This window comes from Pseudoflavonifractor sp. 60, assembly GCF_009911645.1.
Lineage (GTDB): Bacteria > Bacillota > Clostridia > Oscillospirales > Oscillospiraceae > Lawsonibacter.
This window is the reverse complement of sequence record NZ_QWKI01000033.1, coordinates 26,294-40,337: the sequence shown is the minus strand read 5'-3', so window position 1 is coordinate 40,337 and position 14,044 is coordinate 26,294. Positions and strand designations below refer to the sequence as shown.

Sequence of the window (14,044 nt, the reverse complement as noted above, 5' to 3'; positions counted from 1 at the left end):
AGCAAGTCCCCGCATGATGTACTCCACGCAAGGAATGGCGACTGAGTTTCCTAAAGCCCGGTAACGGGCGGAGTCGGAGGCTCCGGGGATGTTGGTGAAGTCGTCCGGGTAGCCCTGGAGCCTCTCACATTCCCGAGGGGTGAGCCTCCGGATCAGCAGAGGCCACTCCGCTGTCTGACAGATCAAGTCAGTGGCGTCCTTGTGCTGTCTCGCGCTTTCCGTGGAAGCGATGCCGTCATCCTGAAATTTATCCACCCATTGACGGGTAAACGCGGATGGAGACACCAGCGGCAGATTGTTCCCGCCAGTTCCATAGGTCGTCACAACGGTGGGGGCGATCTGCAGCGGACCCTTGTAGCGAGCGTCCTTTCCATGATTCTCATAGAGGACCAGCGGCTGGTGGCCGTGCTCCTGAGCCCGAAGGGTGCCCGTCACATCCCGGGAGCACTCCATAACGCTGCCGCCCTGGTCGTTAAGACAGAGGACCGTGGGCATCATGTTTCCGCTGGAGGATGATTTCAAGGTGGGTGAAATTTCCTCCTGATAGCCGATGCTCCCGGCAGTCGCTCCGGCTCCGGCGTTGAAGCCCGCCGCGAACTGTGTGACGGAGGTCTGCATCTGCATGTTCTGCGTCCGCATCAGCGCCCCGGACACGCCGCCCAGGTCGATCCCCTCATTACGCTGGTTGATATGATATGCTTGGATCTCCATATCCTTTTCCACATCAAATCTGGTCAGCCCCGCCTGTGCCATCAGTGCGAGTTTGAGCTTCTCCGGCAGTTCCTTCCCACGCTCTTCCGATCTGCGCAGGATACCCAGGCAGGCTTTCCTGCTCAAATAATATTTGCGGGGCGGATCGTCCTGCAAAATCTGCGATAAGGAAAATACGTCTTCTTCGCTGAGGGGTGCGGGGCCAGTATTGAGTATCGAGGACCCGCCAGGCGAGGGAGAAACCATCTCCCAGAATGATTCGCCCAGCAGGTTGCCATGTCCAGGGGTGAGGTCCAGGGACATGAAGGGTATCGCTTTTAATTCGGACAATTTCTTCGAGGACAATACGGAAGTCCTCACCCTTGGGGTCTCCTGAGCTGAACGCGCCGGGCACATTTTCCCAGCACATCCATCGTGGCCGAACAGCGATACCTGTCCGTCCTCTAAGTTCATCTGCCGTTCTCATCTCCTTTACGATCCTGATCTGGTCCATAAAAAGGCCGGAACGCGCGCCGGAAAGTCCGGCACGGGTCCCGGATGCCACTGAGAGATCCTGGCACGGGCTGCCCCCGCAAATGATATCCACAGGCGGCAGCTTCGCCCCGTCCAGCTTGGTGATGTCCCCTACATGGAGCATATCGGGGAAGTGCCGCTTTGTGACTTGGATAGGGAAAGGCTCGATCTCACTGGCCCAGACCGGGACGATCCCATTGCGGACCGCTGCCAGAGGGAAGCCGCCGATCCCATCAAATAAACTCCCCATGGTGAGGACATTGTTCATCATTCTCTGCCCTCACTTTTTCACCGCCGCAGCGACAGTCTTGGTGGTATTGACGGCAGCCTGGGCGGTGTAGACGGCGCTCATGATGTTGGCCCTGGTGGTGGTATCCAGGCCGAAGGTCCCGGCGATCCTGGGCACCTCGCCCGCGGAGAGCATGAGCCCCAGCCCCAGCAGGGCGTGCTGGCGGAAGGCCATCAGCCCCGCCACCAGGATAGTGGACTGCAGGAATGCCGTCAGGCACAGGCCGATTACCTGCTTGATCCATTGGACAAAACCATCCACATACCCTCTGGGGACGCTGAACATATAAAGGGAACCTACGGCGATCTGGATGAGCAGAATGCCGCCCCGCTTCAAATTGGCAAAGAAGATCTTCACCACCGCATAGGCCATCATGATGATACAGAACAGCAGCATAATGGAGCTGGTGAGGACATCAAGTCCGAAGTTGGGAGCGCCCATCATGTCAGTCAGGCTCTCCACGCTGTTCAGATCCTCGATGATCCGCTCGCCTATCGTTCCAACGCTGGTCCCATAGCCAGTCAGCCCTCTGGAAAACATCCCCTGCAGAGAAACGGACAGCGAGTAGAGCCGCACCGGCACCGTCGTAAACAGGCTGACCGCCAGGAAGCCCTTGACGGCATTGAGGGCGGTCTGCTGGAGGTTTCCCCGTCCGGTGGAATACTCAATGCCGAACTCAAATCCGGAGACCACCAGGCTCACACCGAACAGCGCCCAGCCCAGCTGGGAGAAAAAGAGCACGATGGCCTGGACCCAGTCCAGCTCAAAGAGCTCCACGCCCATGTCGCCCATGATGGCGAAGAAGTTGCCCAGGAATCCCACCATCTGGCCGTAGAACCAGTCGATGAGGTTGTCCATGATGGTGGAGGCTACGAAGTCAAAAATAAAGATAGTTTATCACCCCGATCCCACAGGGCCGCGCCGGTCATATTCCAGCGCGGCCCCATATGATATCATTACATCGTTTGCTGCCACTGGGGAGCGGCGGACGGAGTTTGCTCCTGAAAAATCTCCAGATACCCTTCCAGTGCGCCGGACATCGCCTGGTAGTCCTCCTGGGAGGGCTGGAAGCCGTACCACTCCGCGACGCCCTCGTACTCCCAGGCAAAGGGGGCGTTGGCGGTGGGATCTGCATGCGAGCCCAGAATATCTCCAAAGCGCAGCGTGATCTGATCCACCTCGCCCGCCTGACGGTTAAGGATGGTCACGCCCAGAGCGGGGTACTCCTCCGCAGTGCCGCAGGATACAAACTGGATCTTGGCCCGGATCAGCTCATCCAGCCGCACATAACAGGCCCGCCCCGCAAAGGTGACGTCAGGATGCACTTCTCCCACAATCTTTTGCAGTTCCCGCACAAAAAAGTTGGCTATTGGCCTCCTGGCTGTCTGTTTTGGTCGCTGATCTGACGATCCTACGTTTTTCTTCTCTGTGTTCACATCCATATCACTCAAAGCCCCACGATCTTCCAGATATAGAGCGGGGCGGTGAGGGTGAACACCAGGCAGGCGAAGAGGATCACCGGACCGGTCCACTCAAACTGGCCATGCTTCTTGTAGTCAAAATAACTTAAAGCGATCTTGCCGAAGAAGGCGATGGTCAGGATCATGTCCAAGGCAGGGAACACCACGCTGTCCACCACCGTCTTGATCTGGCTGGCGGCGGCCTTCCAGGTCTCCTCCACCACAGCCGCCACATTGCCGCTACCTGCGGCGAAGGCGGCGGGACAGCACAGGGCGGACAGCATCAGCGCGGTCAGCAGGAGCTTTGTCAATTTCTTCTTTTTCAAGGGATACACCTCCATAATGTTGGGAGGACCGCCCACCTGGACGGTCCTCCATGTCTGTTGTTCTGAAATCAATAACCGGTGCGGGGCAGGGGTTTGACGGGCGCGTAGACCTTGGTCACCCAGCGGGAGGTGGCCATGATCCACTGGCCGTTGTACACGCCGCCGATGTCCGCCTGGTTGACGAACTGGAACCCTCCGGTGAGCCAGGACACCACATTGCAGTACACCTTGGGGGCCTCCACCTGCCGGAAATTGGCGGGGACAATGCCGAAGGATACCATGAACTCGGTGACATACTCATTGGAGGCCAGGCCAAGGGCGACGGGAGAGGCGTCCAGCACATAGTTCTGCATGGTGCTCAGGTTGTCATACATGGTGCGGTACTCGCCGTTCAGGTTGGTCTTGAACACGATCTTGTAATTCCCCTGCACGTTGTAGGTGCCAGTGACGATCTTATCCAGCCGCACCGCCTGGACGGGCAGAGTGTCCCGCCAGTAGAAGCTGGTGAGCGCCGTGGTGGAGTTGTTGGCGATGCCGCTGAAATCGTAGCGGATCTGCTGGCCGGGCATGACCTCCACAAAGCCGGTCTTCTTGATGCTGACGTTGGTGTACAGCGCCTTGTTGGTCATGGCCGTCTTGACGATCTGACCGGCGTGCTCGATCTCCACCTCAATGGGGGTCTTGTCCAGACCGTAGAAGTCCGCAGCCTTGGACTCCACCACCTTGTAGCGGCCCAGAGGCAGAGGTCTGGAGACGGCGACGCCGTTCTTGTCCGTCTTGACCGTATCCACCAGATTGCCGGTGCGGCAGTGGTAAATCTCAAACTCGGTGTTGGGGATGGGGGTGCCGGCAGGCCAGCCGTTCATGCTGTTGTAGTCGGCGCTGGTCTTGGTGATCTGGATCTGTCCTGTGATGGCGGTGTTCTCCCAGGTGATCTCGGTGGTGGTGCCGGGGGTTACGTAGACGGTCTTCAGCTGGGTGTCCACAATATAACCCTCATTCTCCAGCTCCCGCAGGTAATAGCGCCCGCCGCTGGGGAGGTCCTCAATGTAGACAAATCCTCTGTCATCGCTGCTGTACTGCCCAATAGGATTCTTGTTGGCGTCGTAGAGCAGGAAGGAAGCGCCATAGATCCCTTCCTTCGTGGCGGCGTCGATTTTGTGGATCAGGATGGCGCTGCACGCCCGGTTGGTGATCTCCAGGGTGGCGGTACCGCCGTCCTTCACCTCAATCTGGTGAGGGGTATTGTCCAGCTGATAACCCTTGGCGGCCTTCAGCTCCACTACCTGATACCAGCCCTTTTCCGCTTCAGGCAGGCTAATAACGCCGTTGGTGTCGGTGGTGTAGGTGCCAATAATCTCCCCATTCAGCTTGCGGACCTCAAACTCTGCGTCCTTGATGCGCTTGCCGGTTTCCTCGTCCTTCTTGATGATGGTGAGGCCCCCAATCTTGGTGTTATACACGGTAATCGTCTGGGTGTCAGAGGGGTTTACCTTGACGGTCTGGGTCTTGGTGCCCTCGTCCACCACATAGCCGAGCAGGGGCTTGGTCTCTGTGATGACCAGGGTACCTACCACACCAGAGATACGGATCTCGCCATTGGCGTCTGTCTTGTAAAGGCCCTTGCTGGACAGGTGGCCGTAGTCGTCGTCCAGGTAGCTGCCGTCCGAGTAGGTGATCTGGAACTCCACTCCAGCCAGCGGTTCGCCGGTCTGCTTATCCAGTTTTTTCACCACAATGGTCCCTTGTTTCTGGTTATAGAAACGGAGGGTCTGAACCTCGCCGGTCTTAATGAGGATGGACTTGGGCGTGGTGTCAAGAACATACCCCTCCAGCGTTTTGACCTCCCGAGCGGTGACGGTGGTGCCGGGGGTGAGGTCGTTCAGCACAATGCGGCCATTCTCGTCAGTTATAAACTCGCCATTGGAATTTCCCACCACCGCGCCGGAGCTGTCAGTGATCAAGAAGGTCACGCCCTTGAGCGGGGTCGTGGTGCCCTCGATATACTTCTCGATCACAAGGGTGGTGCTGGGGGTGTTGGTGAAATGTAGCATTTGCGTGTCGTTGGGATTCACCACTACCGTCTGTGTCCGGGTGGCCTCGTCGATGGTATAGCCGGGAATAGTGGCTGTCTCCGTTACCACCAGCGTGCCAACCACGCCGTTGATGGTGATCTTGCCATCCTTGTCTGTGAAATATAGGCCGTTGCTGCTGATGTGGCCGCTGGCGTCGGGAACATACTCACCGGTGGAGGTCGTGACCTTAAATGTAACGCCCTGCAGCGGCTTGCCGGTGAGGGAATCCCGTTTATCAATCACCAGAGTGCCAGCTTTAGAATTTTTGATCAGGACGGTCTGCGTGTCGCCGCCCTGACCGATCACCACGTTGGTTGAGGGGGTGTCCATAACGTAGCCGTCCGGGGCCTTGATTTCTGTTAGCACATATGCGCCAGGAGCGAGGTTGGAAATATGGATCTCGCCTTGGGCGTCGGTCACAAATACGCCGTTCTGGGTCAAGGTACTGGTCCCAATTACACCATCCAGGCCGACTTCGCAGCCAGCGGCGGTAGTCACACGGAACTCCGCACCGGGGAGGGGCTGGCCGGTGGCGCTGTCACGTTTCTGGATAATGATAGCGCCCTTGGGCTGATTTTTGAACGTCAGAGAGACCGTGCGGCCCTCCTTGATTTGAACCGTCTGCGGCTGGGTGTCCATAATGAATCCAGCAGGGGCACGGGTCTCGGTGACCACCACGCTTTTGCCCGGTTTCAGACCGGTGATGAGGATCTCGCCGTTCTCGTCTGTCCTATAGACGCCGTTGGAGTCGCCAATCAGAGTGCCGTCCGCATAGGTGACCTTAAATTCCGCATTCTGGAGGGTCACCGAAGGATTGACAGAACACACCTTCCGGATCAGAAGCTGGCCGTCCGGGGCGTTGGTGAACCGGACGGTGACCACGCTCTGCTCCCCGTTGTCCGCCAGCATGACGGTCTCGGAGGACTGGATAATGTTATATCCGTTGGCAGGGTCCACTTCCTCCAGCACATAGGCGCCGGGGTTCAGACCTGTCCATATGGCGGTGCCGTTGATGCCAGTCACCTTTGTGCCGATGACAGTGCCGCCTGTGCCGGAGGTGCCACCCAAATACTTCAGCTGGAAGGTACAGCCAGGCAGAGCTTCGCCGGTCACGCTGTCATATTTTTCGATTATGATAGCGTTCTTCGGTACGTTTTCGAACGTAATAGACTTGCTCTCGCCGCCCTTGACATAGAACTCCTGCATAACAGGCTCCTTGATGGTATACCCAGCGGCGGGTTCCAGCTCACGCACCTTGTACCAGCCGTCCCGCAGCAGGTCCAAGGTGAACTGGCCGTTTTCGTCAGAGAAGAAGGTGCCCAGGCTGTTCAGTTCGCCAGTGGTGGTGTTGTTGGAACCGTACCAGACCTCGAATTTGGCCCCCTTGATGGGACTGCCGGTGATACTGTCCACCTTGTGCACCGTCAGGGTGGGCTTTTTATGATTTTGGAAGTAGACGGTGTGGTCCCGGTTGGCGTAGAGGGTCACCAGCTGGGAGTCAGCGTCGTTCAGCCAAGGGGCTGGAACGGACTTCTCAGAGATTTCATAGACGCCGGGGAGAAGATTGGACAGGGTAGCCTTGCCCTCACTGTCTGTCTTGATTTCGTCCACACTGTGGCCGTCCGCCGCTCTCACCGAGAATACAGTGTTGGGAACAGGCTCGCCGGTGTCAGCGTCATTTTTATAGACAACCAGGTTGGGCCGCTTCTGGTTCTCAACGGTCAGCGTGGAGGTCTTGCCAGGGAACAGCTCCACATGGTACTCCCGGAGATCCAGGATATGGTCGGAGACTGTGGCGGTTTCACATACGGAGTAGACACCGGGCTCCAGATCGCTGATGTTGATCTCTCCGTTCTGGTCGGTGACCCGGTCCAGATACCGGCTGCCATCCTCAATCTTGGCGATGCGGAACATGACACCGGGCAGCAGAGACCCGTCCGAGCTGTACTTGACGATCCGGAGGGAGGGCTTGATGGTGTTGGTGAATACGAACTGAACATCCTCATTGCCGTCCAGTTGAATGATGCGCTGCTCCTCGTCGATGATATAGCCCTCGCAGGACTTTTCCGTTACGACATAAGCGCCTGTGGGGAGCTTGGACAGGTCGATCTCGCCGTCCTGATTGGTGCGGAACTCCTCGGGGCCGTAGTCGCCCGCCACGGACTTGATCTCGAACACAGCGTTGGGGATAACCTTGGAGGGGTCGGCGCTGTCCACCTTCACCAGCTTCATGCCGGGCTTGGTGTCGTTGAAAAAGAGCAGCTCTTTGATCCCGTCCCCTGCGTGGAGCTCCACCTCCTGGGGCGTGGTGTCCAGGATAAGGCCGTCGTTGCCGGTGTCCGCCTCAAATGCCCGATAGGTGCCGGGCTCCACGTTGGTCAGCAGGATCTCGCCCAGCTCGTCTGTCTGGAAGTTGCCCAGGAACTCACCGTCCCGGTAAACGGCGAAGGTAACGCCGGGCAGGAGCTCCATGTTTTTGCGGTCGTATTTGACGATCCGCAGGCCGGGAAGCTCCTTGTTGACCAGGGGAAACACAGCGGTCTCCCCGGCAATCACGTTGGTGTTGTAGGTGGAGCTGTCCAGCAGCCAGCCGATGGGAGCGGTGGTCTCAATGATCTCGTAGGCTCCGGGCAGCAGTTTATCGAAGAGAGCCACGCCTGTGGCTCCAGTCGCCTGGGTGTAGGTCTGGCCGCTCTCAATATGCTTGATGCGCACCACCGCGCCGGGAAGCCTGTCGCCGGTGTCGCTGTACTTTTCGACACGCAATGCTCCATAGACATCATTGTAGAAGGTAAGGGTGGCAACTTTACCATACTCCACATTTACATTCTGGGCATTATCAGCACTCAGCAGGTGATAGGCGGGCGGGTCACGTTCAATGACAGTGTAGTTGCCGCAGAGGGTGACAGGGATCTTGATCTCCCCTCTGCCGTTGGAAACGAAGGTGCCCAGGGTGGCACCCTCCGGGTTGATGATCTCAAAGCGGGCCCCGCTCAGAGGGGTCTCGGTCCCAGTCTCCAGCTTGATGATCTTCAGCATGGTCTCCTCGTCCTCAGTGGGGCTGTCCGCCTCGGCCTCGTCGGAGTAGGCGCTGTAGATGGACTGTCGCAGGGGCATAGTGGGGTCAGTGTCGCACATGTAGTTCTGCAGGGTCCCATACTTGTCCGTCTCCATGCAGGTGGCGTAAAAGACGGCGTACTTGTAGACATCCGCCAGGAAGGACAGCTGAACACTGCCGGTCTGACCCTCCACGGCGTCAGCGGGATACAGCACCTTGAACTTGCCGCCCAAGATCCCGTTCATGGCGTCCATGGTGACGGCGGTGATATCCTTGTTGTCCATGTCTACAATGCGGGTGCCGGTGGGGACAGAGGCGGGGTCAGAGAAAGAGACCTGGACAGCCAGGCCGCACACCCAGGTCCCGGACATGACAGTGAAGACCTGCTGCTTGTAAGCTCTGCCGTTCACGGTAACAGGGTACGCCTCATCCTTGTCCGCAGAGACCGTCAGCTCAGGGGTCTGAACCTTGGTCCAGGCGGTGCCCCGGCTGTAGATCCACTTGGCGGCTGCCAGGACCCGCTGGGCGGCGGCGACGTCGCCGCAGTTGGGGTTGACCTTGAGCTTGTTGATGTCCCAGCCGGGCAGAAGGTAGGTCCACAGAGCCATCTTGGTGGCGTAGTAGGCCTCCTGTTTACTCTGGAGCTTCAAGGTGCTCAGGGGCGTGGTGGGGTAGCCGTTGGCGATGATGCCCATGACCTTGGCGTCACTGGTGCGCTCGTTGGCCAGGTACTTGACGCCCTCACCGGGGGCTACCACCTTGGGAACGCCCCGTGTGGTGGGGTTGACGCAGTAGGCGGGGATCTCCTTGACCTCGCCGGTGGGGCTGACATAGTTGTAATAGGTGTAAGTCTGCGTCCGGACGCTGCCGTTGACGGACAGGTAGGACAGCTCCTCGCCGCTGTGGTAGATGTCCACCTCGCCCAGGGCTTCCGCTTCCGTGGCGGCGGCGAAGGAAATTGTGGGGAGCAGGCCCAGGATGGTCACCAGGGCCAGGAAAAGGGAAATGATCCGTTTTCTCATAAAAAAGTTCCTCCTAATTTAATTTTGGGGCAGAAAGAGGCAGTACGCTTTCGCATACTGCCTCTTTTGCTCTGTGATTTACTTGGTGTGGGTTTACTTGACGTGGATGCTGTACTCGGTGCGCTGGAAGACGTCGTCCTTGTAGACGTCCCAGGCTTCCAGGGAGTAGGTGCCCGGCGGGCAGGAGTTGAAGTTGTTTACAATTTCGCTTTCCCGCCAGGGCCAGAAGGACTGGGCTTTGTCGCCGGAGTCTACACTCAGCTTGATTTTCACCTTTTCGTTCCCGCTGGGGAAGAGGACCGGCGCTCCGTCCTTCCAGGTTTCCGGGTTGCTCCCGATTGCATTATATAAGGTATAGAGCATTCGCTTGGTTTCATAGAGATTTCGCAGGAACAGGTACTCCTGGTTGCCTACCGTGAAGTGCCGGGCCTCGGCCTTCGGGAGCTCCGACTGAGGGAGCTTGGACCAGTCGCAGGTGGGGGTGGGCAGGTCCCCCAGCGGGCCGCTGGAGAACGCGCTCTTGTCCCAGCGGCTGACGTCCGTGATGGTGTAGATCGTCCCGTCGTCGCAGGTGATCTTGTCGCCCGCCTTGGGGACGTACCGGGTGACCTCCTGCGGCGCTGTGCTTCTGCTGATCTGCACCGTGTTGCTGCCGGGCTGGTAGGTGACCTGGAGCAGACCCTCCAGGCTGTCCACCGGGATGTAGTCCCGGTCTTGGATGGTGTAGCTTTCCAGCCTCCGACCCTCCAGGCAGATGGTGCGGGCGCTGGGCGCTGCGGTGAGGTACTGGGCCGCCGCGTGGGCGGTGGGGACCAGGGCGGCTCCTGCCAGGATGCCGGCGGCGATAAGGGCCATTTCTCTCTTTCTGCTCATGTTTTGCTCCTCCTTCGGTATGTTTTTGGGCTTTTTACAACCACAACAATACCGAAGTCAACGGCACAAGTCCAGCAAAATCAAAGCACAAAACGGAGAAAGAAGCGGGTACAAACGAAGCGAATTACACAACCTCAACAGCCCGGACACACCAGCGGTAGGCGCTCTGGTCCCGGACGCAGGTGTAGATGGTAAGCATGTTCTGGGTGGAGGCGGCGAGGGCGCTCCGGTCTGTCTCGCTGACCTTGGACACAGAGGTCACGGCGTAGGTGCGGGTGCCCAGCCTGGTGGTCAGGGTGATCTTGTCCCCCAGATTCAAGGTGTGGATGTCGTCAAAAATTCCGTGCGCCCCCCGGTTGTGCCCGGCGAGAGCGACGTTGCCGTCCCAGATGCTGGTCTCGGTGAAGTGACCGGCACCCTTGGCCAGCGCCTTGGTGTCGGTGCCCTCATAGACCTTGACATTGACGCTGATGGCGGGGATCTTCAGGGTCCCCAGGTGGCCGCCGCTGTAGTAGAGGTCGTTGGTGACTTCTGTGTACCCGGTGGAGATGGGGGAGGTGGTCACGGTCAGCGTGGATGCTCCGGGGACATAGACCACACCACTGCTGTTGTCAGCAATGGCGGCTCCAGTCATACTGGGCGGCTGGATGGCGGCGGAGCTGCCGTTGACCGAAGCCCCGAAAGCGGCCTGATAGCCGGGGGCCAGGTTGGGGGTGAGGGGCGTGCCGGTGTTCAGAGTGTCGGCGCTGAGGCTGCCGAAGGCGGGCGGGGCCAGCGCGGCGTTCTTGCTGACATCTTCGTTTTTCATGGCGCCGCCGTCCGGGGTGTGGACTACCTCAATGGAGGTGGCTCTGCCGTACTCCGGGTCGCCGGTGCCGGAAAAGCTGTACTCCATCGGTGCGGCGGCGCTTGCGGGGATGACCAGGGCGGCGGTCAGGCACAGGGCAGACAGGAAAACATTCATTCTCTTCATTCAGGCTCCTCCTCATTTTCTTTTCTGTGTTTCAGGAACAGGGCGGTACCCACGCCAGCGCCCGCCGCGGCGATGACGCCCAGGGGGACCAGCAGGCAGGCCCAATTGAAGCCAACAGGGGCCTGGATATCAATGTCGGGGAGCAGCTCCACCGGCTGGATGGGAGTGCCCTCAAAGATGGCCACATACCGGGTTTTGTTCAGGGCGATGCGGCTGACTGTCCCGCTGTAGTCCGCAATGACGGTGTAGCCTTTGACATAGCTGCTGGTGGCGCTGCCGGTGTAGGTGGCCACGGCGGTGTAGCGGTCGCCCACAGAATAGCCGTCCAGGCCGTCGGTGTTGTCGGTCTGCCAGCGGATATCCTGGAGGCTCATCGTTCTGCCGCCGTCCTGGATGGTCTTGGGGATGTTGGCGGTGTCCTGGCTGGCCAGGTTGGGGTAGCTGCGGGTGGCGGAGACCTCCTTGGTGGAGCTGCCGTACCCGGCCACCTCTACCTGGACCGTATCCAGCTGGAGGGTCAGGGTGCCGGAGAGGCCGTCCTCGGTGGTGAACTCCCGCTGGGTGGGGAGCAGGGACAGGACGGAGGCCATGTCCTTGCTCTTGCTGGGGAGGGAGACTGTCTCGGTGTGGAGGCGCTCCTCATACTCCGGGGACTCCTGCCGGAGCAGGTCCACCAGGGTGTAGTGGAAGCCCTCCTGGTCGAAGTCGGACCGGGCAATGCCCGCGGGGTCCTCGGCGGCGGACAGGTCGTAGACCTTGCGGATCTCGGTGCCGTCCTCGCTCCGGGTGACGGAGGTGGGATAGCACGTCGTCGCAAAGTCCATTTCGTTCATCCCCGCCTGACGGCGAGGAATCACTCCATTCCCTTGCTCCTCCTTTCCCAATGTGACCCGCTGCGCTGGGCTCACATTGGGGTCCCGATTTGCCGCGTGGGCGGCGGGGGCCATGGTCAGGACCAGCGCCAGGGCCATGGCGCACAGGGCGGAAATCTGCTTCATTTTCATGTTCATCATTCTCCTTTTTACATCATCATCTGGGGCATGGGCGGCTCCTCCGGCTCCAAGGCGGGCTCCTCCTGGGGAGCCACGCCCTGCTGGGGGACCTCACCCTGCTGCTGGGGAATCTCGCTCCTCTGCTGGTGGGCCTGGGCCATCTCCTGCCGGTAGGCCGTCACCACCGCCTCGTTGAACTGCTGGTGGAACTCCTTCGTGCAGGGGAAGCAGATGTTCTTGTAGCCCTCCCGCGTCTTGTAGCTGGGCATGGAGGCGAAGACGCCGTCCTTGCCGTCGACCACCCGTATGCCACGGATGGCGAAGCAGCCGTTCAGCGTCACCGACGCCTTGGCCAGCACATTCGCGCCGTCGTGCAGCGGATAGATCTTCACGTCCATCCGCATGGGGATCTGGGTATTGCTGCTCATGATTCATTGTCCTCCTTCAATTTTCTTATGGTCCAGCCGCAGCTGTGTGCGCTGTTCCAGCATTTTGTACTCCCAGTAGGTGAGCTCCAGCGGGACATAGTTCCCGTCCGGGGTCACGCCGTCCACCCGGTACCGGGTGACGAGGGGGTACTGAAAGGTCTTCTCCGGCGCGGGGAACCGCCGCTTCAGCTCCTTGGGGGATACCCAGCCGGTCCCCGGCATGCAGAGCCAGCAGATGGCGGTGGGCAGGTCGCCGGGGATGTTGGGCCACAGGTACTTGCCCTCCAGCCGCTTGGACGGGATGTTTCCCGTCAGGATGGGGACCAGCCTGTCCACAGCCAGACAGTAGCGGATGTCCAGCTCGGAGACCAGGTCCCTGGCCAGCTGGAGGACGTGCGCGTCCTCCGCCCAGAGGGGGATGGCGAGGAAGTCCAGCACCAGCACATTCTCCTGGATGCCGCAGATGGACAGGCGGCGCATCAGCTCCACCTCCTGGCCGCCGCTGCTGACGCCCAGCGCCTTGACCGCGCTGTCCGGCAGGGAGAGGTACTGTTCCAAGGCGTCCCGCCAGTCCAGGAAGTGGGACTGCCGCCAGCCGCTCTCGCCCTGGGGGTCATAGCCCAGACGCAGGTCGTCTATCGTGTAGCAGGATAAGTTCATCGCGTTTTTTCCTCCTTCAAGTTTTCTTATAGGCCAGCCGCGCCTGTGTGCGGTGTTTCAGCGTTCTGTAGTCCCAGTAGGAGAGTTCCATCGGGGCACAGACGCCGTCCGGCGTCATAACGTCCGCCTGGTACTTGAGGATGTAAGGATAGCGGAAGGTTTTGACCGGATCAGGGAACCGCCGCTTCAGCTCCTTGGGAGACAGCCAGCCAGTCCCCGCCGCGTAGATCCGTCGGACCGCGTTTGAGGCGTCCGGCCAGAGGAGCTCGTCCTCCGGTGGGGGGACAAGGTCCTGACCGCTGGGGGCGGGGACGACGCAGTCCGCCGCGAGGCAGCGGCGAATATCCAGCATATCCGTCAGCTCTCTGGCCAGGGATACAACGCGCTTGTCCTTATTCCATAAGGGCAGGTCGAGAAGGTCCAGCACCAGCATGTCCTCGCCGGCGGGGTCATCCGGGAACAGCGGCAGGCAGCGCGCCAGCTCCAGCACCTGCTCCCCGTTGGTCACGCCCAGGGACTTCACCCCGGTTTCCGGCAGGGAGCAGTAGTGCTCCAGAGCGTCTGCCCGGTCCAAAAACTGGGTCATCCGCCAGCTGGGCCCGCCGTTAGGGTTAAAGCCCAGACGCAGGTCATTGATCGTGTAAAAGGATAATTCCACAGTATC

General features: G+C 59.7%; 10 protein-coding genes and 1 pseudogene. All 11 read right to left on the bottom strand.

Annotation, left to right across the window (positions count from 1 at the left end; translation table 11 throughout):
• Positions 1-1,492 (bottom strand): annotated as a pseudogene (locus D1646_RS22990) (DNA cytosine methyltransferase); the annotation flags it as partial.
• 12 nt (positions 1,493-1,504) lie between these two features.
• Positions 1,505-2,404 carry a conjugal transfer protein TrbL family protein gene (locus D1646_RS03950; RefSeq protein ID WP_160635227.1) on the bottom strand — a complete coding sequence of 300 codons (900 nt, stop codon included), beginning with the start codon at positions 2,402-2,404 and terminating at the stop codon, positions 1,505-1,507.
• Positions 2,405-2,469: 65 nt separating this feature from the next.
• Positions 2,470-2,847 (bottom strand): hypothetical protein, encoded by a 378-nt coding sequence (locus D1646_RS03945; protein WP_160635198.1) that lies wholly within the window; start codon positions 2,845-2,847, stop codon positions 2,470-2,472.
• Positions 2,848-2,960: 113 nt separating this feature from the next.
• Positions 2,961-3,299 carry a DUF3852 domain-containing protein gene (locus D1646_RS03940; RefSeq protein ID WP_160635197.1) on the bottom strand — a complete coding sequence of 113 codons (339 nt, stop codon included), beginning with the start codon at positions 3,297-3,299 and terminating at the stop codon, positions 2,961-2,963.
• Between the two features lie 68 nt (positions 3,300-3,367).
• A complete protein-coding gene (locus D1646_RS03935) occupies positions 3,368-9,454 on the bottom strand; it encodes a SpaA isopeptide-forming pilin-related protein (protein ID WP_160635196.1) in 6,087 nt (2,028 codons plus the stop codon).
• Between the two features lie 93 nt (positions 9,455-9,547).
• The gene (locus tag D1646_RS03930; protein WP_160635195.1) at positions 9,548-10,327 is read right to left on the bottom strand and encodes a hypothetical protein; all 780 of its coding nucleotides are present in this window, start codon (positions 10,325-10,327) and stop codon (positions 9,548-9,550) included.
• A gap of 124 nt (positions 10,328-10,451) precedes the next feature.
• Entirely contained in the window at positions 10,452-11,300 is an 849-nt protein-coding gene (locus D1646_RS03925) for a class D sortase (protein WP_160635194.1), read from the bottom strand.
• Positions 11,297-12,298 carry a cell wall anchor protein gene (locus D1646_RS03920; protein WP_160635226.1) on the bottom strand — a complete coding sequence of 334 codons (1,002 nt, stop codon included), beginning with the start codon at positions 12,296-12,298 and terminating at the stop codon, positions 11,297-11,299. The genes D1646_RS03925 and D1646_RS03920 overlap by 4 nt, the downstream gene beginning before the upstream one ends.
• Before the next feature lie 23 nt (positions 12,299-12,321).
• On the bottom strand, positions 12,322-12,720 hold the full coding sequence (locus D1646_RS03915; protein WP_160635193.1) for a SpoVG family protein: 399 nt from the start codon (positions 12,718-12,720) through the stop codon (positions 12,322-12,324).
• A 3-nt stretch (positions 12,721-12,723) separates the two neighbouring features.
• On the bottom strand, positions 12,724-13,380 hold the full coding sequence (locus D1646_RS03910; RefSeq protein WP_160635192.1) for a hypothetical protein: 657 nt from the start codon (positions 13,378-13,380) through the stop codon (positions 12,724-12,726).
• A gap of 16 nt (positions 13,381-13,396) precedes the next feature.
• Positions 13,397-14,038 (bottom strand): hypothetical protein, encoded by a 642-nt coding sequence (locus D1646_RS03905; protein WP_160635191.1) that lies wholly within the window; start codon positions 14,036-14,038, stop codon positions 13,397-13,399.
• Between the last annotated feature and the right edge of the window lie 6 nt (positions 14,039-14,044).

Excerpts from the sequence above, each read along its gene's own strand:
- D1646_RS03935 (WP_160635196.1), bottom strand. The coding sequence starts at position 9,454 with ATGAGAAAACGGATCATTTCCCTTTTCCTGGCCCTGGTGACCATCCTG.
- D1646_RS03930 (WP_160635195.1), bottom strand. The coding sequence starts at position 10,327 with ATGAGCAGAAAGAGAGAAATGGCCCTTATCGCCGCCGGCATCCTGGCA.
- D1646_RS03925 (WP_160635194.1), bottom strand. The coding sequence starts at position 11,300 with ATGAAGAGAATGAATGTTTTCCTGTCTGCCCTGTGCCTGACCGCCGCC.
- D1646_RS03920 (WP_160635226.1), bottom strand. The coding sequence starts at position 12,298 with ATGAAGCAGATTTCCGCCCTGTGCGCCATGGCCCTGGCGCTGGTCCTG.
- D1646_RS03915 (WP_160635193.1), bottom strand. The coding sequence starts at position 12,720 with ATGAGCAGCAATACCCAGATCCCCATGCGGATGGACGTGAAGATCTAT.
- D1646_RS03910 (WP_160635192.1), bottom strand. The coding sequence starts at position 13,380 with ATGAACTTATCCTGCTACACGATAGACGACCTGCGTCTGGGCTATGAC.